Origin of the sequence: Marinigracilibium pacificum (genome assembly GCF_012926615.1) — a bacterium.
Classification (GTDB): Bacteria; Bacteroidota; Bacteroidia; order Cytophagales; family Cyclobacteriaceae; genus Mangrovivirga; species Mangrovivirga pacifica.
In genome coordinates, this window is sequence record NZ_JABBNU010000010.1 from 217,486 (window position 1) to 244,291 (window position 26,806).

Consider the following 26,806-nt stretch of genomic DNA (forward strand, 5'->3'; position numbering starts at 1 on the left):
ATAGTTATCTGGGGTTGTTTCGTCTGCCACCCATCCCTAGCAGTGACAATTGTTCATTAATTTGTATTTCACTTTCCGAATATACTGTATTTCCTGCAGGTACCAAAAGTGAAGGTGAGTTCTCTCTTCCAATTCTTCCAACAGGAAATGCATTCATTTCTTTAGCTTCTTTCTGGTACTTAACAATATCTTTTAATTCACCTGGATCAACATTTGGTTTAAGCCAAATGTTCCTCAAATTATCATCTAAAATAACAGGCATTCGGTCGTGGCTGACTTTTTTTAGTAGTTCGTTAGCCGGCCTGGTCAAAATCCCTCCTGTTTTCATTATTTCACCTGTATTCTTATTTACCCATTCATATGTTAATCCGGCGAAAGTGATTAATCCCTGTTCAGCCAATTCATTCTTTGAATAAATAAAATAAGGCTGTCTTGGAGGTTTCCCTGCAGCCCATTCATAAAATCCATTTGCAAGAAATAAACATCTGTTTTCTGATAAAATTGATCCAATAAATCGAGCATAACCAGGTTTTTGTTTCCATGGTTCGGTAATTGTCTCCGCTCGTATATTAAATAAGCCTGTTTTTTTATGATCTGATTCCCAAGGAGGTAACAAACCCCATCTTATTTCATTCAAAACCGGGGTATCTGCTTCTTGGACAACTGTAACTAGTTGAGTAGGAGAAGTATTGTAATTTTGAACTCCTTTAAAGGAAGAAGGAACTATTATTGCAGGTAATTCTTTTTTAACCTGGTCAACACTAAAAACTTGTACATAACGACCACACATGGTCTGAAATTAGCCCAAAGATGGTCGATAAACAATGATTTTAGCCAAAGAATAGTACATACCTAAATATTAGAGTTTCTCTCAACTCGTCTTCTAAAAAGTATTCTATCTGTAATCGATAAAACATAGAACAAAGAAGCAATCAAGGCAGAAAATGTACTAATTAAAATTCTTTCTGTGATATTTTTCATTTCAATTTTAGTTCAAAATTAGAGTTATTGAATTAATTGTTGATTAAGTAAATATTGTCATTATATTAGCAAATAGATTTTAATAGAATCAAGAGCTAATAAGATCGTTTTTCATAAATCGTGCCAAATTTTATTACATGGGGGTTTACCTCTTATGTATGTAAGTGTATATAGTAGTGATGGTGTCAATGGGTAACTATAAATATTTTTTTAAACTTTACTTAGTAGTTTCTCTTCTCTTTTTATTGAGAAATTCTACAGTAATTGCTCAAAATGAGTATAAATTCCACCACCTTTCTGTAAAAGATGGGTTATCTCAAACAGCTGTTTCTGATATTATTGAAGATGACCTTGGTTTCATTTGGATAGGCACCCAAAATGGGTTGAATAAATATGACGGGAAAAATTTTCAGATTTTCAGATTCAACCAAGATACTATTCATTCAATTCCAAGTAATGGAATAAGAAAAATCAAGAAACTTTCGGATAATAAAATTGCTATTTGTACTCATAATGGCTTAAGTATTTATGACTACAAGCATGAATACTTTCAAAATTACAAAAATGTAAATACTGATTCTGTCCTGTTTTCCGGAAGATATATAGTTGATGTAACCGAAATTAATGGTGACAAATTAATTGTTGCTGGATATAATGGATACTTATCAATAATAGATAAAAAAACTGGAACAGTAGAAACTATTAGTAATTCTGAAAAAGAAGCTATTAAGCATAAATATTCCTCTATTATTGGATTTGATCTGATAGGTGAAGAGCTTGTTGTTAGTACAGGCTCCGGATTAAAATTCATTAATACTAATACATTTGAGCTAGATACTGTTAAGGAAAACAAATTAAAAGACAGGAACCTCCTGGTTGCTGATTTTGATAAGCTTTCTGATTCAACAGCTATAATAACATCCTATTATCAAGGCGCATATATATTAAACACCAATAAAGCAGAGATCACTCCCATTTATGAAGAAAATGGAATGCTTATAATAGAGACTCACTACGATAGTCTTAGAGATTTATATTTATTTGGTACAGATACATATGGATTGATAGTTTATGATCCGAAAACAGGAAAGACTACCAATTATCCTCAAAACGAGGAAGGTGCCTTTTCTTTAAAAAGTAATCAGGTTTATAATATATATCAGGATTCTCACGACAACATTTGGCTTTCAACACTTAATGGAGTACATGTTATTTATGCTGACCAAATCGGTTTCGAAAATATAAGTTACTCTTCCAACCCAAATAAAGGTTTAAATGATCAAACTGTATGGGGAGTTTCAGAAAGTGAGAAGAATATTCTAATTGGAACTGATAACAATGGCTTAAATGTTTACAATAAAAAGTCTGGTGAATATCAGTATTTTAAACATGATAGTACAGATGAAAATAGTATATCGTTTAATTCAATTACAATAGTTAAAAGGTTTCCAGCTACTAACGAAATATATGTTGGTACCCAAAGGGGTTTAAACTTGTTTGATGAAGAAGCCGGCACCTTTAAAAACATATACCACGAAGAAGCAACCTACAAGGGTAGTTATTTGAATTATGTTACTGATATATTTAGTGATGAAGAGCAAAACATTTATACAGTTTCTTCATATAACTTAAATAGGCTAAATAAACAGACTGGTAAATTAGAAGAAATTTTATTTAATAGTTCACTTGACACACTATTATTAACCTATGGTCTAAATACTGCTCATGTGAATTCGAGAGACTCGATAATTTATCTGGGTACTCCGATGGGATTAATAAAAAGAGATTATAATGAAGGGAACACATTCTCATTTGTTGAATCAGACCAACACTCTTTAAAAGATGTTGATATTTTTGATATCAAGAAAGATAAAAATGGGGTGCTATGGTTGGCAACTGAGCTTGGACTTACAAAATATAACCCAAATTCAAGTGAAATTCATATTTACAATACCAAGGAAGGGCTCCCTATAAATATCATTTATGATGTAATTATTGATAATAATGATCATATCTGGGTATCTTCTGATCTGGGAATTGCAAGATTTGACATCAAAAAAGAACAATTCATCAATTTTGATAAAAGTGATGGGATTAGTATTCAGGAGTTTAATGAGAATACATCTTATTACAGTCCTATATCAAAAAGAGTATTTTTCGGTGGATTAGGAGGAATAACATATTTCCACACTGACTCGGTAAAATCATATGATAATTCACCAACCCCTATTTTGACTGATTTTCTTTTATTCAATAATAAAATCTTCCCTAGCGACAGTAGCCTGATTAAGGAATCAATAAGCTTTGTTGATACAATCCGCCTTAATTACAACCATAGTGTCATAAGTTTTAAATGGACTTCAATAATTAATAGTCCTGATAAAAACATAAACTACGCTTACCGCATGGTTAATTTTGATGCAGATTGGATTGAAATTGGTGAAAGAACAGATGTAACCTACACAAACCTTGAGCCAGGAAGATACATCTTTGAGGTAAAGGCTATTAATAAAATTTTACCAGAAAACTCAAAAGTAACTAGTGTAGTAATAATAGTTAAGCCTCCATTCTGGAAAACCATCTGGTTTTATGCTTTGAGTATCATCATAATTGGTACACTAATAACTTCTTATGTATATCTAAGAATCAGAAAAATAAAGGCTCAAAAAATTCACCTTGAAAAGCAAATACGAATTCATACTCACGAATTAGCCTTCAAGAAAGATCAGCTTGAAGATATCAATAAGGAACTGCAATTGAAAAATGAGGAAATGGAGAAGTTTACTTATACCGTTTCACATGATTTAAAAAGTCCATTGGTAACTATCCAAGGGTTTGTTTCTATTCTAAAGCATGATTTGGGCAACGGTAATTTATCACAGGTTGATAGTGATTTATTAAATCTGGAAAAAGCGACCGGAAGAATGCAAACTCTGATTAATGACCTTTTAGAATTGTCAAGAATTGGTATGGTGGTAAATAATTTTGATCATACTGAATTGGATGACATTGTAGAGGAGTCATTATATGCTGTAAAAGGCCATATAAACAATAAGAACGCAAAAATTATAAAGTCATATGATTCTGAAGATATAATTTATGGCGATAAATCAAGATTACTTCAAGTTTTTCAAAACCTTATTGAGAATGCATTGAAATATATGGGTTCTCAAGATGAGCCAATAGTTGAAATAGGTACAGATATTATTGATGGTAACAAAGTATATTTCGTAAAAGATAATGGTTCGGGTATTGTAAAAGAACACCAGGAAAGAATCTTTAAACTTTTCGATAGACTTGAAAATAATGTTGAAGGAACAGGAATTGGACTTGCACTTGTAGAAAAAATCGTTACCATGCATGATGGTGCCATCTGGGTAGAGTCTGAAGGTCCAAGAAGAGGCTCCACCTTTTATTTCACAATTAATAAAAAACCAAAATCGCCCTATAAACCCAAAAACCTAGAAATATCCAATTAATTATTGTTTCTGTGTTTTTATTTCCGATTGTTTAAAATTATTATTTTGAAATTGTGGTTTTACCTATAATAAAAACCAATTAATTCATTAATTTAAACATATTGTAGAAATTTAGATCTGGTCATTAATTTTCCACATCATTCAAATGCAGGAAACGATAAATATTTTATTGGTTGAAGACGAAATAGCTCATGCTGAGTTAATCAAGAGGTTTCTGGAAAGATCTGAAAATTTCAAAGTTGAATCTGTAAACTCACTAAATTCAGCATTAGACCATATTAACAAGAATAATCTTGACCTGATAATAACTGATTACCTTCTACCAGATGGTGAAGGAATTGACTTGCTTGATTCAAATGTCTTATCAGAGAGAGACGTTCCTGTTATTTTAATGACTAGTCAAGGTGATGAGCACATTGCTGTAGACGCAATAAAAAAGGGAGCTATTGACTATGTAGTCAAATCAGAATCAGTATTTCAGGAACTTCCACGTATTGTTAACCGCACACTAAGGGAATGGAAGTTAGTAAAGGCTAAAAAGGAAGCTGATAAATTACTTACAAAGCAATATCATGAACTTCAAAAGACAAATCAAGAATTAGACAGATTTGTGTATAGTGCATCTCATGATCTTTCTGCACCTTTAAAATCCTTATTAGGCTTAATAAATGTGGCTAAATTGGATACCAAAGAACCACAGATGACTCAATATCTCAATCTGATGGAAAAAAGTGTCCATAAACTCGATGAATTTATTGTCGAGATTATAAACTTTAGCCGAAATACAAGGCAGGAAGTTGAATATGAAGAAATCCAACTCGAAGAACTCATTCAGTCGATACTGGAAAATCACTCATTTCATAATGGATTTGAAAAGATTGATGTAAAGATTTCTATTCCTGAGAATCTAAAAGTCATTAACAGTGATCAATTGAGGTTAAAAATCATTCTTAATAACCTTATTTCAAACGCCATAAAATTTCATGCATTCCATAGAAATGAAATTCCTTTTATAAAGATAGATGTTTATAAATCAACAGATAATTCTAAAATCATCCTTGAGATAGAAGATAATGGAACTGGCATTGAAAAAGGTCATTTGGATAAAATATTTGATATGTTTTACCGTGGTTCTGATATTAACAATGGTTCAGGACTTGGCCTATACATTGTTAAAGAAGCATTAATTAAAATTAATGGCAATATTTCTGTAACAAGTAAAACCAACAAGGGTACGACTTTCTTTGTCGAACTCCCTGTCGTTACATCTGAAGAAAATTAAGATAGAACCTCTACAGTTCTTTGGGCAATAGCCAATTCTTCATTTGTTGGTACTACCATCAATTTTACCTTACTCTTTTCTGAACTGATTAATCTAGCTTCATCATTCCTTATTTGATTCAAATCGCCATCTATATTAACACCAAAATATTCCAAATCTTTGCAAATAAGGTCCCTTATATAATCACTGTTCTCTCCTACTCCTGCTGTAAACACCATGGCATCTAATCCATTCATAACAGATGCAAATGAACCAATGTATCGTTTAATTCTATATACATACATCTCAATGGCTAATGTTGCCATTTTATCTCCATTTTTCATCCTATCCTCAAGATCACGCATATCACTTTCTCCGGCAATACCAGCTAAACCACTTTCCTTATTTAGTATCCTGTCTACCTCATCGGCAGCTATCCCATAATTTGAAACCATATAAAGAGGTATCGTTGGATCAAGATCTCCACTTCTTGTACCCATTATTAACCCAGCCAAAGGTGAAAACCCCATTGAAGTATCTACACATTTACCATCTTTTATTGCTGCCATACTAGCGCCATTACCAAGATGAAGGGTAATCATTCGGGAGGAATTTTTAGTTCCGAGTATTTTCCTGGCTTTTTCTGACACATACCTGTGAGACGTACCATGAAAACCATAAGCTCTGACATGGTATTTTTTGTACCACTCTTCCGGTATAGCATATCGGAAAGCTACTTCAGGTATAGACTGATGAAAAGCTGTATCAAAAACACCAACTTGTTTTACACCGGGAAAAACCTTTTCACAAACTTCAATCCCTGTATAGTTAGGAGGATTATGAAGCGGAGCCAATTCAAATAAGTTTTTAATTTGTTTCTTCACTGACTCATCAATAACCATTTGCCCGGAAAACTTCTCTCCACCATGAACGACTCTATGTCCAATAGCATCAACTTCTTCAGCACTCTTGATAACACCAAATTCATTATCCATTAGCACTTCAGCTATCATTTTCAATCCTGCTTCATGATTAGGAATATCAGTTTCTATTTTTTTTGAATGCTCCTCATCACCATTAATTCTAGTGTATTTCAATATGGATCCGGCTATTCCAAGCCTGTCAACCATTCCTTCTGCCAGTACTTTATAACTTTCACCTTCAAGTTCAAAAAACTTATATTTGATTGACGAACTTCCTGAGTTTAAAACTAATATCTTCATTTATAATCTTGAGATTGAATTGCGGTAATTATTACTGTATTTACAATATCGTCAACCTTACAGCCACGGCTAAGATCGTTAACAGGTTTATTCAAACCTTGTAATACCGGTCCGATTGCGATTGCTCCGGTTTCTCTTTGAACAGCTTTGTAAGTATTATTCCCGGTATTAAGATCCGGAAAAATAAGTACGGTGGCTTTACCAGCTACAGGTGACCCCGGCAGCTTCTTAGCTCCTACTGAAGTATCAACGGCTGCATCATATTGAATAGGGCCATCAATTGCCAGATCCGGAACTTTGCTTTTAACTATTTCTGTAGCTTTCCTAACTTTTTCAACTTCTTCTCCTTTACCACTGTCCCCACTACTGTAACTTAACATCGCAACTTTTGGCTCAATTCCAAAATTACGACTGGTTTCTGCAGAAGCTATAGCGATTTCAGCGAGTTCTTCAGCATTAGGATTAGGATTGACCGCACAGTCACCATATACTAATACACGATCAGCCAGACTCATAAAAAACACGGAAGAAACGACATTATATTCCGGCTTGGTTTTTATTAGCTGAAGTGCAGGTCTGATAGTATGTTGAGTAGTATGTACCGCTCCACTTACCATTCCATCTGCATCTCCTTCCAAAACCATCATAGTAGCAAAATACGATACATCATTAATAAGATCTTTAGCCATATCATGGTTTACGCCTTTATGCTGTCTCAATTCTACTATCTTATTAATATATTGTGGCGTTTTAGAATTTATTTTTGGGTTAGTAACTAAAACCTTATTAAAATCAAGCGATATAGATAATTTATTAGCCTTTTGCCTTAACTCATCTTCGTCTCCAACCAATATCAAATCCACAATATCTCTTTCGGATAATATAGCAGCAGCTTTTAGTACCCGTGGATCATCTCCTTCAGGTAGAACAATTCTCTTTCGTTGAGATTTTGCTTTTTGCGTAAGCTGATATTCAAACATTTTTGGAGTAAGACCTTCACTGCGGATATCAGACAATTCTTTTTCGAGTTTATCTGTATCAATGTATTTCTCGAAAATTGACATGCTTGTTTTTATCTTCAAGGCATTATCATGAGTAATATATGAGTGAATTTTATTATAATTTGATACAGTTTCATAAGTATTAGTCTTTACCGATAATATCGGAATTATCTGTGAGATACCTCTTAATAGATTGTCAATAGCATGGTCTGGTTTAAACCCTGTACTTAACAAAATACCTGCTAAAGGAGGATAATTAACAGACGCATGTGCTTGTAACACTCCCAGAATGACATCAGCACGATCACCAGGAGTTATGACCAGGCTATTCTCTACCAGTCTTGGTAAAACATTTTGAACCTGCATTGCCGCAGTAGTTATATTATAAGCTTGATTTTCTAACCTCTCTTCACCATATAACACTTCAGCATTCAATTGTTCAGCAATTTCCCGGAGTGTTGGACTTTCAAGAATTCTGTTATTCGGAATAACTGCCTTTATTATAGATTCATCAGGAATTCGATTATTTAACGTATCTAATAACGGTTGCAAATTCTGATCTGAAACTTTATTTATTATAACACCCATCACCCTGCAACCTTTATTGATGAAACTATCATATGCCAGGAATAAAGGATTTAGTGTTTCTTCAAGATTTCTTCCGGTACCTTTTCCGACGACCATTACAGGGCATCCAAGATTCTTTGCAAGAGTTGCATTAATATCAAATTCAAAAGAAACACTATCAACAGAAAAATCAGAGCCTTCACAAATTACAAAGTCACATTTTTCTTCTATTGCTTTAAACTTCTCTATTACCTTTTCAATTACCCAATCCTTTTTACCTTCCTGAATTAGCCGTAAACCTTCATCAAGATAAAAAGCATAAGTATCTTCATAATTCAATTGTAAGTTGAAATGCTTCAGTATTAATTCAATATTTTTATCTCTGATTTCACCTCGACGGCTAATGAAAGGTCTGAATATTCCAATTTTGTTTGTCTTTCTGAGAAGTATTTCAGAAATGCCTAATAGTACCAAAGACTTTCCGCACCCTGATTCTGAAGTGGTTAAATAGATAGATCCTGCCATATCGTTGATGTCAATCTTGCTTATTTAAAAATAACAATAGATTATGGAATTGAGTGAGATAATAGTCGGTTTTTATAAGATATATATCATATAATATTGAGAAATATATCAGGCTAATTTTTATTAATTTCACAATTATCAGCCCTGTTAATTAACAATACCCACTATTAATCTTCAATTAATTTAGAATTATCTTTTTATTTTAATTAAAAGTTCATTTATTGCATTCAATGACAATGACAGCAACATATTACTACTATTACTATTTCCCGAAACCCAAAGGGTGCTCGTAATAGTTAGATATGTCTAAATATTTATGGAAGAGGCCCTTGAGGCCTCTTTTTTTTTGCCCTTACTTTTAAAATTATGCAGATCAAATTAGCAAGCAGATTAGGTAACCAAAAAGAATACTACTTCTCAACGAAATTGAAACAACTCAATGAAATGAAAGAGAATGGTATTAAAATTATCAATCTGGGTATTGGAAGCCCCGATTTACCACCACCTGAATCGGCAGTTCTATCTCTTATCAGAGAAAGTGGCCGAATCGATACGCATGGTTATCAGTCATACAGAGGCCTTCCCGAATTCAGAAAAGCAATAGCCAATTTCTATAACGAAAACTATTTAACGGATATTAATTCTGACAATGTACTTCCTTTGATAGGTTCAAAAGAAGGCCTGATGCACATTGCAATGACCTACCTTGAAGAAGGTGATGTTGCATTGATTCCTAATCCTGGTTACCCTACCTACGAAGCAGTTACAAGAATGGCTGGAGCTATTCCTGTTTCTTATGATCTTAATGAAGAAGAAAATTGGATAATTAACACTTCTTATTTAGAATACCTTATAAATAATCATTCTGTAAAGGTTTTATTTCTGAATTACCCTCATATGCCAACTGGCGCCATGGCTAATATTGAACTTTTCAAAAGCATTTTAAAGATTGCAACTAAATACAATGTTTTGGTAGTTAATGATAATCCATACTCTTTTATTTTAAATGATAATCCAGTTAGTGCTTTACAGGTCGAAGGAATACATCCAAACCTTATCGAATTAAATTCCCTATCTAAGTCTCATAATATGGCAGGCTGGAGAATCGGATATATGATATCCAGTGAAGATCATATCAATAACGTTTTACGATTTAAGACAAATATGGATTCCGGGATGTTTCTTCCTTTACAAATGGCTGCAGTAAGTGCTTTACAAGCTGGTGTCAGTTGGTTTAAAGATCTCAATAATGAATATTTCAAAAGAAAGGAATTGGCCCTTGAAATTCTAGACTTATTGAATTGTACGTATAGCAAATCAAGTGCAGGAATGTTTATTTGGGCTAAAATACCTGATTATTTTAAATCTGGTGAAGAACTATCTGACTACCTGCTTGATGCAACCGGAATATTTATAACCCCGGGAAGTGTTTTTGGATCAAGAGGTAATGGATTTATAAGAATTTCCTTGTGTTCAAATCTAAATGTGCTTTCAGAAGCAATAAACAAAATATTAAGTATACCTAATAAAAAAGTAGTATAATGAATATTGGTATAATAGGATTGGGATTGATAGGAGGATCGCTAGGCCTTTCCCTTCAAAAAAATGGACACAATGTAACAGGATTTGATAAAAACAGGAATCATACTGAAAAAGCTCATGAATTTGGGCTTATTAGTGATTTCACAGATAAATTAGATGATTTAACTGATAATTGTGATGTAATTATTATTTGTACACCTGTTGAGCATATTGACCATTTAGTCAATTTAACACTTTCTAAAACTTCATCTGATCAGATAATCATTGATTGCGGTTCCACAAAAAAAGACATTTGCTCAAACATAGATAGTCATGAATTTAGAGATCGATTTGTGGCAGGACACCCGATAGCCGGAACTGAGTTTAGCGGACCATCAGCTGCACTCCCAGATTTATTTTCAGGTAAAAAAATGATCTTCTGCGATATTGAGAAAAGTAATGAGAGAGCAAAAACAATAGCATTACAATTATTTAGTTCTCTTGGAATGCAGTTACTTTATATGACATCTGAAGAACATGACAAGCACCTTGCTTATGTGTCACACCTATCACATGTATCTTCTTTCGCATTAAGCCTTACAGCCCTTGAAATTGAAAAAAATGATGAACAAATACTCAATCTAAGTGGATCTGGTTTTGCTTCCACGGTCAGACTTGCCAAGAGTAATCCGGATACCTGGACATCAATCTTTTTGTCTAATAAAAGAAATTTACTGATTGCAGTTGAGGAATATCAAAATCAATTGCAGCGAATTAAAGATGCATTGATTGAATCAAGTGATGAATCACTTAAAGAATTAATTACAGATGCCGGTAAAATCCGTAAAATATTAAAATAAGTCGAATTCAAGCTAAATTATTAAGTATTCCTAATAATCAGGTTAAAGAAAAAGATAAAAAAAGAGGCTGTTTAATTTAACAGCCTCTTTTTTTATTGGAGTATTTCTACTGATTAAACATTATCAGGATTAACTCTTAGCTTTCTACCATTTACTTCAATACCTCTCATTGAAGAAGCAATTCTATCAGTAAACTTCTTATTTACAGAAAAATAAGAGTGAGTTCTGAAAATATCAATCGATACTAGATCTCTTTGAGGGATACCTGCTTGTTGACTAATAAACATTGCAAGATCCTTTTTATTCATACTATCCATTTTACCAAGATTGATAAAGTATCTAGGATAGTTTCTGTCTCCTCTTGATGGCTGGCTAGAATTTCTAGATCTTTCAGACCTGTCTGATCTGTCTGATCTGTCATTTCTATCATTTCTGCCTCTACCCTCTCTTTTACCATTGATTTCTTCTGAGCATCTCTTTTCTTCGATCTTTTTGATTTGATCTAAAGCTTTATATAGCTTTCCGAAATCAGAATCAATAAGCATAGAAATCAATTGCTCTCTTGAAAAGTGGTTAAGTTTCTTGGTAACATCATTAATGATATCAGCAGGAATTCTTTTCTCAGCCTTTTCAGACTTCTTTTGAAGTTCTTCAATCCAATTGACCAGTTTTTCTTCAACTACCTTATTTACATCAGGCATTTGGAACTGTTCGAAGTCAATTCTTAGTCTTCTTGCCAGATTCTTTAACTTAGATCTGTCTCTTCGACCGATAAATACAATTGAAGTACCTTTAGATCCAGCTCTGGCTGTACGGCCACTACGGTGAGTATAGAATTCAACATTATCTGGAATACCAAAGTTGAAAACATAGCCGATATCTTTAACATCAATTCCTCTAGCTGCAACATCAGTAGCCACAAGAAGTTGAATTTTCTTTTCTCTGAACTTCTTCATCACCTTGTCACGGTGAGCCTGAGTAAATCCTCCGTGAAGAACTTCCGACTTAATTCCTGCATTTTGAAGCTCTTGTCCAACTTCTTCAGATTCAGCTTTTGTACGACAGAATAAAATTCCTCCCGCTTCACTTTCGATCATCAGGATATTTTTGATGATGTCTACACGTGTTTCACGATTAGTTTCAACAAATGCATGAGTGATACCTTCGTTAACAGTCTCCTGAGCATCAATCTTGATCTCATGAGGATTATTAAGGTAATTAGAAGCAATTCTTCTAATACCAGTAGACATCGTAGCTGAAAATAACCAAGTATTTTTGTTTTCTGGTGTTGTTTCAAGGATAGTATCAATATCCTCCTTAAAGCCCATATTTAACATTTCATCGGCTTCATCTAAAACAACATAGTTTACTTGCGTAAGATCAACCTTTCTTCTGTTGATCAAGTCAATAAGTCTCCCAGGCGTTGCTATTATTATATGCGGAGCTTTGCGCAGCGCTCTTATTTGCTGCTCAATCGAAGCACCTCCATAAACAACCTCAATATTTACCTGCTTGGCAAATGCTGCAAATTGCTTAAGTTGTTGAGATACTTGCTGCCCCAATTCACGCGTAGGCACAAGGATTAAGCCCTGGGTGTTACTTCTTGAAGAATCAACCTTCTCAAGTAACGGTAAACCGAATGCAGCCGTTTTACCGGTGCCGGTCTGTGCCAACGCTGTTATATCCTTTTGATTTGCTAATAGAAAAGGGATTGCTTCCCTTTGAATCGGAGTGGGGTCTTCAAAACCAAGTTTTTCGATCGCCTGAACGATCACAGGAGAAAGACCCAAATCAATAAATTGTCTCAATAGAATATTTATATTTTTGAAGCTGCAAAGATATAATTTTTTAAATTAATTAATGAATTTATTTCAAATATTAATTACAAAGTTAGATTTTCATTAAAATAAACAAAAAAACCGGATGAAATCACCCGGTTTTATCTCTGTTTCAGCTAGTTTATACCGCTACATCGTTTTCTCTTAAGGCATCATTTAGAGAAGTCTTAAGGTCAGTGCTTGCCTTTCGCTGACCAATAATCAATGCTGCAGGAACCTGATAATTCCCTGCTGGAAATTCTTTTGTATATGATCCGGGAATTACTACTGACCTTGGAGGTACGTAACCTTTGTAAATTACAGGCTCTTCTTTTGTTACATCAATAATTTTTGTAGATCCGGTTAAGGTAACGTTCGCTCCTAACACTGCTTCCTTCCCTACTTTAACTCCCTCTACAAGGATACACCTTGAACCTATAAACGCTCCATCCTCAACTATTACAGGTGATGCTTGTACTGGCTCGAGAACTCCACCAATTCCTACTCCTCCACTTAAATGTACATGCTTTCCAATTTGAGCACAACTTCCTACAGTTGCCCATGTATCTACCATTGTCCCTTCATCTACATATGCACCAATATTAACATATGATGGCATCAATACAACCCCCTTGGAAATGTAAGCGCCATAACGTGCAACTGCATGAGGTACTACTCTTACTCCAAGTTTATCATAATCAGATTTTAGCATCATCTTATCATGGAATTCGAAAGGACCAACCTCTATTCGTTCCATTTTTCGTATCGGGAAATACAGAATTACCGCTTTCTTAACCCAGTCATTTACCTGCCAGTCATCACCAACAGGCTCTGCAGTTCGTAAATTTCCCTTATCGAGTAATTCAATAACTTCTTCAATTGCCTTTTGTGTACTGCTTTCTTTAAGCAATTCTCTATTTTCCCAGGCTTCTTCAATTACTTTTTGTAATTCAGTCATTGTTTTTTTTATACTTTTATTCCATGAATAGAAAAATTCTAATTGCCTCCACAACCAAACCGGTTGATGATACCAGAATGACAGACAAGATTGCTGCGCCTCTGGCAGAGGTTCACAAATATACAATTTACGTCGTTGGATTTCCATCAAAATTCAAACCCGTCTATTCAAATATAAATTTCTTTGAAATTCCAAAAGCCGGATATAATATCAAAAATCGACTTAAAGCTTTACTTTATGTATTAAGAATACTTATTAAAGTAAAGCCTGAGATTTGTATAGCTACCAATACTGAAACACTGATAGTTATGCGAGTATACCAAATAATATTTGGCTCATATTTGGTATACGACATACGAGAAAATTATAGCCTAAACTATGACTCCAGAAAATCAAAGAATCTCAATAAACCCTCAAAAAAATCGTCATTAATATCAAAAGTGGAAAGGACATTAATCCAGCAAGCAAACGCTTACATTAGTGCAGAACCAGTATATTTTGACCAACTAAATATTAACAACTCCTCTCCTAAACTATTCTACGAGAACAAAGCAATACTACCCCTAGATAAGTCTGTAGCCACTAATACTGTTGACAAATTCTTAATTTCCGGTACTCTATCTAACCTTCATGGAACAATAGATGCCATAAGGTGGTATAAATCGGCATCACAGCAGTTTAATGAACCTTCATTAACCATCATCGGACAATGCCACAACCATGCTTATATTAAGGCCCTTTTAAAAGAATGTGCCGAAAATCCAACCATTAATGTTTTTATTAGCAGAACACCAATCCCACATCGATTACTTTCTATTGAATTGAAGAAATGTAAGTATGTCTTATCCCCTTATTTAAATACTTCTGCTTTTAAAGGTAAACTACCCACAAAACTATTTGAAGCGGCAGCAAATGGTAAAATCATTATCAGCAGATCAAATGCATCATGGAACCATTTCTTTAAAGCTACTAATCTCATTGAGATAGGTTTTAACCCTGATAATCAAGATGATATATCAAAAATAAAGTTCTATAAACCACAATCCTACAATACAGTCTTCTTCGAGGCCGACAAAACATCATTAATTGAGTTTTTTAATAATTTAGATTAATTAAAATTTTATTTTAGTCTTCACTAATTCAGTATAAAATCTTCAAAAATCAACCAAATAAGCTGTTTTATTTATTGATAAATATTTTTTTAGATAAATCTAAATATATATTTTTACAAAAATGAAATTAACAAAATGCTCAGCTACACTGAAGAAAATTACCTAAAAGCTATCTACCATCTTTCTGCAGGTGGTGAACAGGAAGTTTCGACTAATTCGATTGCTGATTCGCTTCATACAAAAGCAGCATCAGTAAGTGATATGCTAAAAAAACTATCTATAAAGAACCTTGTTGAATACAGACGATACAAAGGAGTGAATGTATCTGAAGAGGGAAAAAAAGAAGCTTTAAAAATTATTCGCAAACACAGGCTATGGGAAGTGTTCCTGGTAAACCACTTAAAATTCAAATGGGATGAAGTCCATGATGTTGCAGAGCAACTCGAACACATCAAATCCCCCCTACTTATAAAGCGTCTTGATGAGTTTTTAGGATTTCCGAGTTTTGATCCTCATGGCGATCCTATTCCTGATGAATTTGGCGTAATTAAAGATAAGGCTAAGATTATGCTCAAAGACCTTGATCAGGGATGTGAAGCTGTTGTTGTTGCCGTATCAGACGACAACCCAGCCTTTCTTCAATATTGTAGCAAGCTTGGAATTAGCATTGGAACACCATTAAAGGCATTAGAAAAGCTCGAGTTTGATCAATCAATGCAACTATTATTAGATGGTGAAATTAAAATAAATGTATCTAAAGAAGTATCTGAAAATATATGGGTTACCGATTAATTATAAGTTTACTGATTTCAGTATTAATTATTTCCTGTTCAAGTTCTGAAAAGACTAATGAAAAGGAAAAAATAATTATTTTATCCACCACCGGAATGATATATGATATCGCATTAAATATCGGAGGTGAAAAGGTTAATGCACAATACCTTATGGGGCCTGGAGTTGATCCTCATCTTTATAAAGCAACTCAAAATGACCTTATAAAAATGCGAGAGGCTGATGTTATATTCTATAATGGTCTTCACCTTGAAGGTAAAATGCAGGAAACTTTTGAAAAATTAGCTAAAAGCAAACCTGTAATTGCTATTTCTTCAGGAATAGACAAGTCCTTATTAAAGGAAAGCAAGGATTTTGGCGGTACTTACGACCCTCATATCTGGTTTGATGTTTCCTTATGGAAAAATGCAGTAGAGACTGTTAAAAACACCTTAGCAGAGAAAGATCCTGAGAACAAAGAGTACTACAGTAAGAACGCCTCTAAATATCTTAATAATTTGGATGAACTTCATAGCTGGGTTTTAAACTCAATAGCCACAATTCCAAAAGACCACCGGGTAATGATCACTGCACATGATGCATTTGGGTATTTTGGTATGGCCTATGACATTGAGGTAAGAGGACTTCAAGGCATTTCGACCAGATCAGAACCAGGACTAAGAGACATAACCGACCTGACTGAATTTATAACATCAAACAAAATAAAAGCTGTATTTGTTGAAAGCTCTGTATCGGAAAAGAGCCTTAGGGCAGTAGTAGAAGGCTGTAAAGAAAAAGGACATAATGTTAAAATCGGTGGAACATTGTTTTCTGATGCAATGGGCGCAGACAATACTCCTGAAGGCACATACGATGGAATGGTAAGACACAATGTTAATACAATAGTCAATTCATTAAAATGAAAGATCAAACTGCTATAGAAATCCATGATCTCGTGGTTGCATATAACCGCAAACCGGTATTATGGAATATTGATGCTCACCTTCCATCCGGAAAGATTATAGGTATTATCGGACCCAATGGAGCTGGTAAAAGCACTCTTATCAAAGCTATGATGGGACTATTAAAACCTGCAAGTGGAAATATACTGTTTTTTGATTCCCCGCTAGATAAGGTTAGGGAAAGAGTAGCTTACGTTCCTCAGCGTGAATCAGTAGACTGGCAATTCCCCGTAACTGTAATGGATGTCGTACTAATGGGCAGGTATAAAAAGATTGGGTTATTTAAATCGCCAGGAGCTAAAGATAAAGAACGGGCAAAAATTGCTCTCGAAAAGGTGGGTATGTACCAGTTTAAAGACCGTCAGATTTCTCAGCTCAGTGGTGGGCAACAACAACGGGTATTTATTGCAAGAGCATTAATTCAGGATGCAGACATATACCTCATGGATGAACCGTTTGCAGGTGTTGATGCCTCAACTGAAAAAGCAATATTAAATCTCCTTAAAGAAATGAGCAGTCAAGGTAAAACTGTTGTGGTAGTTCACCATGACCTACAAACAGTAATGGACTTTTTTGACTGGGTAATGATGCTTAACCAGCGACTCGTGGCTTGTGGTGAAACCAATGAAGTATTTGTAGAGCAAAATCTTAATGAGACCTATGGCGGCAAGCTTACTTTGTTAAATGAGGTAGGGCAAATGCTTAGTAAAAAGCAAATGCCACAAAGGGAAAAATAATTTAATGAAAGAAATTATATACATCCTAAGTGACCCTAATGTTCAATATGTATTATTGGGTTGCATTCTTTTGAGCTTTTCCGCAGGATTGGCAGGTACTTTTGCCTACCTTCAACGAAAAGCTTTAATCGGTGACGCTATTTCTCACTCAGTTCTTCCAGGTGTAGCAATCGCATTTATGCTTATTCAGGTAAAATCACTGCCTGTATTACTCACCGGTGCTTTTATATCAGGCTTGATATCACAGTACCTTGTTGTTAAACTTTCAGAGCATCCTAAAGTCAGTAAAGACACTGCCATCGGATTTGTTTTAACTTTCTTTTTTGGTATTGGAATTGTTTGCCTGACATTTATTCAACAAAGTGGTTACTCAGGACAAAGCGGGTTGGAAGATTTCATATTTGGAAAAGCCGCTACTCTTGTAAAAAAAGATATCTATCTATTCATTTTTCTTTCAATAACCATAATCATAGCAGTTCTGCTCTTTAAAAAGGAGTTCACTCTTGTATCATTTGATATGGATTTTGCCAGAACATCCGGATTGAAAGTAAACCTCATTAACAATATACTTACCGGACTTTATGTAATGGCAATAGTATCAGGAATTCAATCAGTTGGTGTAATCCTGATGTCCGCACTGGTTATTACACCTGCGGCAGCAGCAAGATTCTGGACGAATAATATCAACAAACTATTAATAATATCATCGCTTACTGCTGGAGTATCCGGTGGAATAGGAGTTCTTATCTCCTACTCTGCGCCTCAGATGCCGACCGGCCCATGGGTGGTAGTTACACTTAGCCTTATTGCTTTGTTTTCATTTTTAATAGCCCCTGAGACAGGTATTATTAGCAAATGGATGAATCAAAGAAAAAACAGAAATAAAATCCACAGGGAAAACATACTCAAATTACTTTATAAGATTTGTGAGGAAAAAGGATCACTACAATGCCCAATACCTCTTGATCTGGCTCATTCCAGATATTCTTTATCCAGATCTGAGTTCAACAACAAACTAAAAGAGCTTAAATCGAGCGATTATTTAGAATACTTAATAAGTGGGGATATAAAACTGACTAATAACGGAATGAATGAAGGTCAGAGAATAGTGCGTTTACACCGCTTATGGGAAGCTTATCTTGCTACATATTTAAGAATTGCTCCAGATCACGTTCATGATGATGCTGAAGCAATAGAACATGTTATTACTCCTGAACTTGAAGCTAAGCTTGAAAAAGAATTGGGATACCCAGAATCAGACCCGCATAAGACAATAATACCTCGCAAAGCAAAAAAATAACCATGGATGCGTTAATAATTATATTGGCTGGATTTTTAGTAGCATTTAATTGTGGAATGCTTGGTAGTTTTCTTGTATTGAGAAAAATGGCCATGATAGGAGATGCTATATCTCATGCTGTTTTACCTGGAATAGTATTGGCATTTATGATTTCCGGAAGCAGGGAAAACTTGTTTATGATGATTGGTGCCGGAATTATTGGTGTACTTGTTACAGTAATGATTGAATTTCTAAGCAGAAAAGGAAAACTACCTGTCGATGCTGCCATAGGATACAGCTTTACCTTTCTATTTGCTATAGGCATTATATTATTAACAGCTTTTGCTGATGACGTTGACATAGATGAGCAATGCGTATTATATGGAGAAATAATTTATATTCCATTTAATGTCTGGGTGACGTCTGGAGGCATAACAATGGGACCAACAGCGTTATGGCTAATCGGGTTAAATACATTGTTAATAGTAGTTGTTACTTTCAGTTTTTACAAGGAATTATTAATTACATCGTTTAATCCTGAATTTGCTCAGTCTATAGGAATAAAACCTGTAGTGTGGCACTATGTTTTGATGGGTCTTGTAAGTTATACTGCAGTATCAAGTTTTGAATCTGTTGGTGCAGTACTGGTGGTTGGTTTATTGATAATTCCTCCTGCAACGGCATACTTGATCAGCAATAAAATGAGCAAAATGTTATTTATAACTACCATCTTAGCATTAATAACTTCGGTAGCAGGATATTATTTAGCATATTTATTTAATGTATCAGTAGCCGGAGCAATGATTACCGTTTGTGGCACAATGTTTTTAATTGTATTTTGCTTTACTAAAGCAATGAACAAAAAAGTGATTGTTCCTGTTACTGAATGAGAAATCTGTAAAAATTTGTACATTGTATGAAAATCTAATACCGAATGTCAGAGAATGAATTAATCGACTTGAATCAAGTAAGGAAAGTGGCTTACCAGGATCCTGAATTCACCATGGAGATTTTAAACATTTCTATGCAGGAGATTCCCAAAATTACCGAAGAGATAAGAAAAGCATTAAAGATTAAAGATGCAGAGGCATCAAAACAAGCCATTCATAAAATCAAGCCTACTTTTTATACACTTGGTACCATTCATTATGGAGACCTTGCAAAAAAAGTACAGAATCATTTATCTAACGGAGGTGAATTGGAGGTTGTAATAGGAGAAATCGAAGAAATTATAGCGATAGAACCAGTAATTATAGAAGAAATACGTGAAAAACTTACAATACTTAGAGGAAACTGAGTTTCTTTGGTATCTTTTTTGATTTCACAGCGTTATATATACAAACTTAATATTATGAGAATACTGCTAAGTCTTTTTGTTTTAACCTTAACTTTTAGTGCAAGTGATATTATTGCTCAGGACAGTAAGATTAATTGGCTCACTCCTGCAGAACTAGAAGCTAAGATAAACGAAGAACCAAGAAAGATCTTTTTTGATGTTTATACTGATTGGTGTGGTTGGTGTAAAGTGATGGACAGAGATACCTTTTCAGATCAAAAGGTGATAGACTTTGTAAACGAGAACTATTATGCTGTAAAGCTTGATGCTGAGAGCCAGGAAAATTTTAACTTCATGGGACAAATGGCTTCAGGTGTAGGTCTTGCAAGATCATTCAGAGTCAACTCCTACCCTACAATTGTTTTCATGGATGAAAAAATGACAACTGTTTATCCAGTACCAGGATTTAGAAAAGCAGATGAATTTGTCAAGATTCTAAAAAAAATTGACGAAATGAATTTTGCCCCTTCTCAAGAGCAAGATGCTAACTAAAAAATATTAACCGAAAATAAAGGGCAGCTGTTATCAGTTGCCCTTTTTTATTACTATATTATATATACGACCTAACAATATGCCTGTTCTTTCATACTTAAATCAATCTTCATGGTTCGATTTACTACATTGGTGTTATCAGCAGTCATATATGTATGCATTTTTCAAGTGATTAATGCACAGAATACCTTTGTAAGTGGTAAAGTAATCGATTCTGAAACAGGTGACCCCATCCCTTTTTGTCACATTTTTGTAAAAAACACCCAATCAGGTACTATAGCTGATTCAGTAGGTTTTTTTACTTTAAAAATATCTTCTATCAATGACTCAATAAAAGTATCCTTTATCGGTTATTCTCATACTGAATTTACTGTTGAGCATTTCATTAGCCAGTCAAATCCTGTGGTTTACCTGGCTCCTATAAATACAAACCTTAAAGAAGTTGCAGTTTATGGACAACGATTAAATAAAAATCAGGTAATAAAAGAAATAAGTAATAACAAATACACCATTGATGCTGCTCAGTTAAATAATTTACCTTCGTTAACTGGTGAAGCTGACATAATAAAGTCTTTAACCCTCCTTCCCGGGACTGTGAAAGGAATTGAAGGATCCTCAGATATTTTTGTCAGAGGTGGTGATGCTGACCAAAACCTTATTATTTTTAACGGTGCACCTGTATTTACCACCGGACACCTTTTCGGATTTCTTTCTGTTTTTAATCCTGAAGTAATAGAGAATGTAAGTCTTTATACAGGAGCTTTTCCTGCGAAATATGGAGGGCGACTTTCTTCAATAATAGATATAAATTCAAAACCTTTAGATCAGGATCACTGGAATTATAAGGTGAACCTTGGAACAATTTCTTCTTCAATTAAAGCTGAAGGTCCAGTATTTAAGGATAAAATAAATATCCTTATTGCTGGAAGAAGAACGTATATTGATCAGCTAGGAACCCTTTTCAATTTTGATGTGCCTTATTTCTTCTATGATCTAAATGCACAGCTTGACTTTAAAATAAATAAAAATTTCACTGCCTCATATCACTTTTATATGGGTGAGGATGTGATGAAACTCAGAAGAAACAGAAATGACAGTTCTGAAAACAAAACTGACTTTATTCTTCAAAATTATACACATACTCTAAAGATAAGAGGCAATCTTAACAGAAAATTATTAAGTATACTTAATATATACGTTACTGAGTTTAAATATAAGATCAATAGTAAGTTTGAAGATAACATACTAAGTGCTGTTTCTGACCTAAAAGAGTATGGCATCAAGCATCATTTACAATTGAAAAGCAATGTTTTTAGTCAATTCAATTTTGGATATGAAATAATAAATCATGACATATCACCTAACCTGATAAATACTTCAGGAGAGATATCATCTTATCTTCCCTCCTCATCCGGAAAATCAAAAGAAGTAATTGAATGGTCTGCCTACAGTGATATTCAATTTCAAAAATCAAAATTCACTTTAGATATCGGGATGAGATTAAGTAATGTTATTTTGTCTAAAAATATATTTTACTTTAATCCGGAACCCAGAGTATCCATAACATTAGATGCAAGTGACAATTTAGCATTTAATTCTTCTTATTCAAGGATGGTTCAATATTTACACCGTGTATCCAGCAGTGCATTTACACTACCAACAGATTTATGGTATCCGGTAACCACATCTATAAGACCTCAAATTGCTGACCAGTTAAATTTTGGTATGATATGGTCATCAAAAAAAATACCATTGGTAATAAAGTCGGATCTGTTTTATAAAAAGATGAACAACCTCATTGAATTTGAAGAAGGAACAAACCTAACATTAAACAATGATTTTGAATCCAGACTTATCCAGGGCCAGGGTAATTCTTATGGTTGGGAAATTTTCTTGCAAAAAACTCAGGGTAAATGGTTATCTAATCTTTCATATACCTTATCATGGTCTAATCGCCAATTTGATAAAATTAACAATGGAGAGGAATTTCGGGCTAGGTATGATAGAAGACATAACCTTATTTTCACAAATCAATATAATATAAACAACAAATGGAATGTATCAGCAGTCTGGGAGTTTATTAGCGGTGCAAGGTTTACTCCTATTCTCGGATATTATGCAACAATAAACTCTTCGATGACTGGTATTGATTTAATTCCGCAATATCCAAAAAGAAATAGTGTATCATTGAACGATACACATAGATTAGATTTGAATATCTCTTTTTCACCTGAAACTAAAAGAAATATCGACTGGAAATTCATGCTCAATTTGTATAATGTTTATAACCGAACTTCTCCGGTTGCAATTGATGTTGTTTATGACACAAATTCCGGAAAATATAAATATGAGCAACCAGGGCTTTTGGGCTTTTTACCAACGTTAAATATTATAGCCGAATTTTAATATGACTAAATTATTCTACATATTGATACTAATGCTTTTGATAGGCTGTATACCTGATCCGTTACCTGTTGATAATATTCCTGATCTCAAAAGACAACCTGTAGTAACTAATTTTAATACTGCTGAATCTTTTCTTAACCTTATTATTACCCAAAATTTCCCGGTTGAAACTAGAGTTTCAGATGATGAACTTGACTCTCTTGTCAGATCATTATTTTTAAAAGAATTATATATTAAAGTTTATGTATCAGGAATGGAATATTCTCTCGATGAATATCTTAATGGAGTTTATTACAGCCCAACCATACCAAAATTACCAGGGGAAGAATACAAAATTGAGTTTGAAAACCCATTCAATGGTAAAGCTGTATCCTCCACTGCTGAGCTTATGGAAAAGGTAGGTTTTGCCAGACTAGAATCTAATTTAAAGAAAACTGAATTTGACACGTTATTACAAGTTAACTATGAAATAAATGATCCAATTGGAAAAAATTGGTATATGATAAATGTAAAGGAGTTATCGAGTGATTTCTTTATTCTTGAGACACCATATGTTGAATTAATCGAAGATGCGATTGATACATTAGATCAAAGAATTTCCGGATCCTTTACTATACCTTTCAAAGATTTTCAACCTCAAGATACAATTTTGATTTCCTTGTCAAATATTGATCAAACATATTTTGAGTTTCTCGATCAAAGGAAAAGTCAGCAGTTTATTCTAATTGAGGAATTATCAGATCCCATCACTTATAATACCAATATTAATAATGGATTAGGCATTTTTACCTTACATCAACCAGACATTCATATAATATTTCCTGAGTAAGTAGTTTAAGTTCAGAACCAAATCCAGTTAATTTGCAGAAATTTTAGAAAATGAATTGTGATATCTGTTCAACTTCTCTCTCAAATAGCAAAATAGAAATTCCGAATAAAGTATTGGTTGAAAAACTTGCTTTGCCAGAGCAGATCTGTAATAACTGTTTGGACAGTAAATTATCTCAAGAAATTAATCTGATCAAAAGTAAAGAAAAGGAAAACTACCTTTTTGATAAGAATTGGAGAAATAATAAGCTTATTGAAGGTCTGGATTTCTATTATGAAAATGGACTTATGGTGCTAACAGAATACTTCCATGTTAAAAAAGGATATTGCTGCGAAAATGGTTGCAGACATTGCCCCTATAACTGATCCATTTCTATATAACCTGCATCTTTTAATAAATCAATAACAGGTTGATAATCGGTCATATTAAATAAAGTATCTGCTAAATATATATTTCTCTTTCTGATTTTCACACCGTCATTGAAATGTACGACAAACTTGGATCTTGTCAACCCAGTAATTCCCTTTTGAAATGAAACATGAGTTATATCCTGCTTTTTTATTTTCTTTATTGCTACATTGATTATACAATCAAATAAACCGTAAGCAAAATAAAGACTCAAGAGAGAAAACAAAATTACCGGGATTAATTTGGTGTTTTGATAATATTCATAGGCCAGAAATAACATTCCGATAGAAAAGACTCCATAAAACATTAAGTTAAATGTTTTGGTAAGCTTAAAATCATTTGCCAAAATAATACTAGCACTATCCTTGTCTGAGATGATTATTTCTTCTTCACTCAAATAGCAAAATCCATTTTGTGTTCTGAAAAATTTAATACTGTTCATTTCAAGTCAGAATGTTTTGTCAAAAATACTCCTTAATTATAAAAGAATCATGAATCATCATGATTATTGGAATGATAATCTTAGCGCCCTAACCAAATGTAACATTTATTTCGTGATCAAACTAGTATCAATTTAATTAATTATAAAATTGATAAAATATTAGGTATTCTAAATATATTCTTTTAAAACTAATCATTATAATCAAATCATTAACTATTTCGCAATATTTAACATGATAAAAACATGCAATTCCAAATGAGTTAACAATCAAAAGGCAATTTTGAACAAACAAAAAAACTATGGAACAGATAAATTGCTGGAAAAGTGAAAGCCTTCTAATGGTTAAGCAAAGTCATCGGATAAACAACAAATACACCTTCAATTATTATGTTATAGACATTAATAGTGGAGATACACAAAATATAAGTGATGATCATTTTGAACATCTTTTAAGCGTTTTAAACACACAATTATTAGAACCAAAAGATCAGGAAAAGCTTATTACATGGGTTAAATGGCAATTACAGAAGCACATTTACAGAATGGATGATTTGTATATGATCTAAAACGTTTCGTTTAGATTAAAATATAACCCTCTTTCTCCATATTTACCCCAGGCATAATCTATTGTAACATTTGCCCTGCTTTTAGAATTTAGCATAACCCTGAGACCCAAACCTGCTGCAGGATCTATATTATCCATAAATTTGATTCCTGCTGGTTTGCTAGAAGCTGTTGTTGCATTCACAAACGCAACCAATCCCAACAGATCAGGATATTTTTTTAAGATCGGAGGAAGAGGTACTCTATATTCCATTTCAGCATAACCAACATTTTCGCCTCTGAATCTACCCTGTGTATATGCCCTTCCGGATCTACCATAAACATCCCATCCTACAGCTGGTAAATTCATGTATGGAAGGGTGCCACTTGTTTGAATATTTGTATACAACCAAATAGCCAAAAGGTGTCTTGGTTTCTTCTTGGATAAACTATAATAATCTCTAAATTCGGCCCACAAGCTTGTTGAATTCTTATCACTTCCTAAAAATTCAGGATTCACTCGAAATGTGATTAACGAATACATACCTTTATATGGATTAATCGCATTATCTCTGCTATCATAAGCAGCATTTAAGCTTATTCCTGACAACCAATATTCTTCAGGGTTAAAACCATTATCAACGCTATATTTATAATGACTCGTATATTTTATCCCCTCTCCCTCTGAATTATCAACATCTAACTCTACGTCATCTATATCAAAATGGTAATCCAGGTGATATCCTAAACCCAAATAGAAATTGTCCTTTACCTTTCTAAATGCTGTTTCATGAAACCTTACCAGACTAAAAAACATCATTTGATCATCTGGAATAGGCTGGCTGGTAATTCCATTTATAGTTATTCCATTCCCTACAGGCTTTTCACTTTGAGGACCAGTGCCCAAGCCATAAGTGGGTTGATTTGTAATAAGGTATCTCCAATCGCCTAGAAAATTCCATTTTTCCTTATTAGAAAAGACATTGCTTTTTAAAATTAAGGCCAATTGTTTTTTGGTTGAATAAGTCAAGGCAAGAAATGCAGAGGAAATCCGAGTATCATTTGGATCGCCAAGATACATTCCTCCGGATGCAGCAACTCCGTAAATAAAACCTGATGTAGGATTTGATGCTATAGCAGGAAGAGGAGTAAAATATAGCTTCCCCTTTTTAATTTGCTCATTATCTGACGTAACAGAATCCTTTTCCTGACCAATCATAGGCAGCATAAAGGTGAAACAAAGAAAAATAAATACAGCTTTGATTTTCTGTGGATTATTCATCAAAAAATAACTTC

Annotated in this window: 23 protein-coding genes; 16 read left to right on the forward strand and 7 right to left on the reverse strand. The window is 33.8% G+C overall.

The annotated features are described in order from the left end of the window. Positions 1–4: 4 nt before the first annotated feature. Positions 5–790, reverse strand: a complete 786-nt coding sequence (locus tag HH304_RS16555; protein WP_169684051.1) for an SOS response-associated peptidase — start codon at positions 788–790, stop codon at positions 5–7. Between the two features lie 355 nt (positions 791–1,145). Between HH304_RS16555 and HH304_RS16560 the strand changes: the two genes are divergently transcribed. Together HH304_RS16560 and HH304_RS16565 are read left to right on the forward strand one after the other, a co-directional pair. Continuing rightward, on the forward strand, positions 1,146–4,460 hold the full coding sequence (locus HH304_RS16560; RefSeq protein ID WP_333908764.1) for an ATP-binding protein: 3,315 nt from the start codon (positions 1,146–1,148) through the stop codon (positions 4,458–4,460). 145 nt (positions 4,461–4,605) lie between these two features. Continuing rightward, positions 4,606–5,742, forward strand: a complete 1,137-nt coding sequence (locus HH304_RS16565; RefSeq protein ID WP_169684055.1) for a sensor histidine kinase — start codon at positions 4,606–4,608, stop codon at positions 5,740–5,742. Here the strand turns inward: HH304_RS16565 and HH304_RS16570 are convergent. Together HH304_RS16570 and pta are read right to left on the reverse strand one after the other, a co-directional pair. Beyond that, a complete protein-coding gene (locus HH304_RS16570) occupies positions 5,739–6,944 on the reverse strand; it encodes an acetate/propionate family kinase (protein WP_169684058.1) in 1,206 nt (401 codons plus the stop codon). The genes HH304_RS16565 and HH304_RS16570 overlap by 4 nt on opposite strands. Continuing rightward, positions 6,941–9,037 (reverse strand): phosphate acetyltransferase, encoded by a 2,097-nt coding sequence (gene pta / locus HH304_RS16575; protein WP_169684060.1) that lies wholly within the window; start codon positions 9,035–9,037, stop codon positions 6,941–6,943. Before pta ends, HH304_RS16570 begins: the two co-directional genes overlap by 4 nt. A 366-nt stretch (positions 9,038–9,403) precedes the next feature. Between pta and HH304_RS16580 the strand changes: the two genes are divergently transcribed. Both HH304_RS16580 and HH304_RS16585 read left to right on the forward strand, forming a co-directional pair. Then, positions 9,404–10,579: a pyridoxal phosphate-dependent aminotransferase gene (locus HH304_RS16580; RefSeq protein ID WP_169684062.1), complete on the forward strand. Its 1,176-nt coding sequence runs from the start codon at positions 9,404–9,406 to the stop codon at positions 10,577–10,579. Continuing rightward, positions 10,579–11,418: a prephenate dehydrogenase gene (locus tag HH304_RS16585; protein WP_169684066.1), complete on the forward strand. Its 840-nt coding sequence runs from the start codon at positions 10,579–10,581 to the stop codon at positions 11,416–11,418. Before HH304_RS16580 ends, HH304_RS16585 begins: the two co-directional genes overlap by 1 nt. Positions 11,419–11,531: 113 nt before the next feature. Here the strand turns inward: HH304_RS16585 and HH304_RS16590 are convergent, their stop codons facing one another. Together HH304_RS16590 and HH304_RS16595 are read right to left on the reverse strand one after the other, a co-directional pair. Further along, positions 11,532–13,226, reverse strand: coding sequence for a DEAD/DEAH box helicase (locus HH304_RS16590; RefSeq protein WP_169684069.1), 1,695 nt, complete (start codon positions 13,224–13,226; stop codon positions 11,532–11,534). Positions 13,227–13,377: 151 nt separating this feature from the next. Beyond that, complete coding sequence (locus HH304_RS16595) at positions 13,378–14,193, reverse strand: 2,3,4,5-tetrahydropyridine-2,6-dicarboxylate N-succinyltransferase (protein ID WP_169684071.1); 816 nt, start codon at positions 14,191–14,193, stop codon at positions 13,378–13,380. 23 nt (positions 14,194–14,216) lie between these two features. On the opposite strand from HH304_RS16595, the gene HH304_RS16600 reads away from it, so the two are divergent. The 11 genes from HH304_RS16600 to HH304_RS16650 all read left to right on the forward strand — a co-directional run bounded on the left by HH304_RS16600 (position 14,217) and on the right by HH304_RS16650 (position 24,482). Beyond that, positions 14,217–15,305, forward strand: a complete 1,089-nt coding sequence (locus HH304_RS16600) for a glycosyltransferase family protein (protein WP_169684074.1) — start codon at positions 14,217–14,219, stop codon at positions 15,303–15,305. A 135-nt stretch (positions 15,306–15,440) separates the two neighbouring features. After that, positions 15,441–16,097, forward strand: a complete 657-nt coding sequence (locus tag HH304_RS16605) for a metal-dependent transcriptional regulator (protein ID WP_169684076.1) — start codon at positions 15,441–15,443, stop codon at positions 16,095–16,097. Then, positions 16,082–16,999, forward strand: coding sequence for a metal ABC transporter solute-binding protein, Zn/Mn family (locus HH304_RS16610; protein ID WP_169684079.1), 918 nt, complete (start codon positions 16,082–16,084; stop codon positions 16,997–16,999). Before HH304_RS16605 ends, HH304_RS16610 begins: the two co-directional genes overlap by 16 nt. After that, positions 16,996–17,775 carry a metal ABC transporter ATP-binding protein gene (locus tag HH304_RS16615; protein ID WP_169684082.1) on the forward strand — a complete coding sequence of 260 codons (780 nt, stop codon included), beginning with the start codon at positions 16,996–16,998 and terminating at the stop codon, positions 17,773–17,775. The genes HH304_RS16610 and HH304_RS16615 overlap by 4 nt, the downstream gene beginning before the upstream one ends. A gap of 4 nt (positions 17,776–17,779) precedes the next feature. Next, on the forward strand, positions 17,780–19,075 hold the full coding sequence (locus HH304_RS16620; RefSeq protein WP_169684084.1) for a metal ABC transporter permease: 1,296 nt from the start codon (positions 17,780–17,782) through the stop codon (positions 19,073–19,075). A gap of 2 nt (positions 19,076–19,077) precedes the next feature. Further along, positions 19,078–19,944 carry a metal ABC transporter permease gene (locus tag HH304_RS16625; protein WP_169684087.1) on the forward strand — a complete coding sequence of 289 codons (867 nt, stop codon included), beginning with the start codon at positions 19,078–19,080 and terminating at the stop codon, positions 19,942–19,944. Between the two features lie 44 nt (positions 19,945–19,988). Further along, entirely contained in the window at positions 19,989–20,351 is a 363-nt protein-coding gene (locus HH304_RS16630; RefSeq protein ID WP_169684089.1) for an Hpt domain-containing protein, read from the forward strand. 54 nt (positions 20,352–20,405) lie between these two features. Beyond that, a complete protein-coding gene (locus HH304_RS16635; RefSeq protein WP_169684091.1) occupies positions 20,406–20,882 on the forward strand; it encodes a thioredoxin family protein in 477 nt (158 codons plus the stop codon). Positions 20,883–20,993: 111 nt separating this feature from the next. Next, the gene (locus tag HH304_RS16640; protein ID WP_169684093.1) at positions 20,994–23,288 is read left to right on the forward strand and encodes a TonB-dependent receptor; all 2,295 of its coding nucleotides are present in this window, start codon (positions 20,994–20,996) and stop codon (positions 23,286–23,288) included. A gap of 1 nt (position 23,289) precedes the next feature. After that, positions 23,290–24,117 (forward strand): DUF4249 family protein, encoded by an 828-nt coding sequence (locus tag HH304_RS16645; RefSeq protein ID WP_169684095.1) that lies wholly within the window; start codon positions 23,290–23,292, stop codon positions 24,115–24,117. 50 nt (positions 24,118–24,167) lie between these two features. Then, a complete protein-coding gene (locus HH304_RS16650; RefSeq protein ID WP_169684097.1) occupies positions 24,168–24,482 on the forward strand; it encodes a DUF5522 domain-containing protein in 315 nt (104 codons plus the stop codon). Here HH304_RS16650 and HH304_RS16655 read toward each other — a convergent pair. After that, positions 24,473–24,967, reverse strand: coding sequence for a hypothetical protein (locus tag HH304_RS16655; RefSeq protein WP_169684099.1), 495 nt, complete (start codon positions 24,965–24,967; stop codon positions 24,473–24,475). The two genes, HH304_RS16650 and HH304_RS16655, sit on opposite strands and share 10 nt — an antisense overlap. 299 nt (positions 24,968–25,266) lie before the next feature. On the opposite strand from HH304_RS16655, the gene HH304_RS16660 reads away from it, so the two are divergent. Beyond that, the gene (locus tag HH304_RS16660) at positions 25,267–25,533 is read left to right on the forward strand and encodes a hypothetical protein (RefSeq protein WP_169684101.1); all 267 of its coding nucleotides are present in this window, start codon (positions 25,267–25,269) and stop codon (positions 25,531–25,533) included. Here the strand turns inward: HH304_RS16660 and HH304_RS16665 are convergent. Beyond that, positions 25,530–26,792: a BamA/TamA family outer membrane protein gene (locus tag HH304_RS16665; RefSeq protein ID WP_169684103.1), complete on the reverse strand. Its 1,263-nt coding sequence runs from the start codon at positions 26,790–26,792 to the stop codon at positions 25,530–25,532. The two genes, HH304_RS16660 and HH304_RS16665, sit on opposite strands and share 4 nt — an antisense overlap. Positions 26,793–26,806 lie beyond the last annotated feature (14 nt).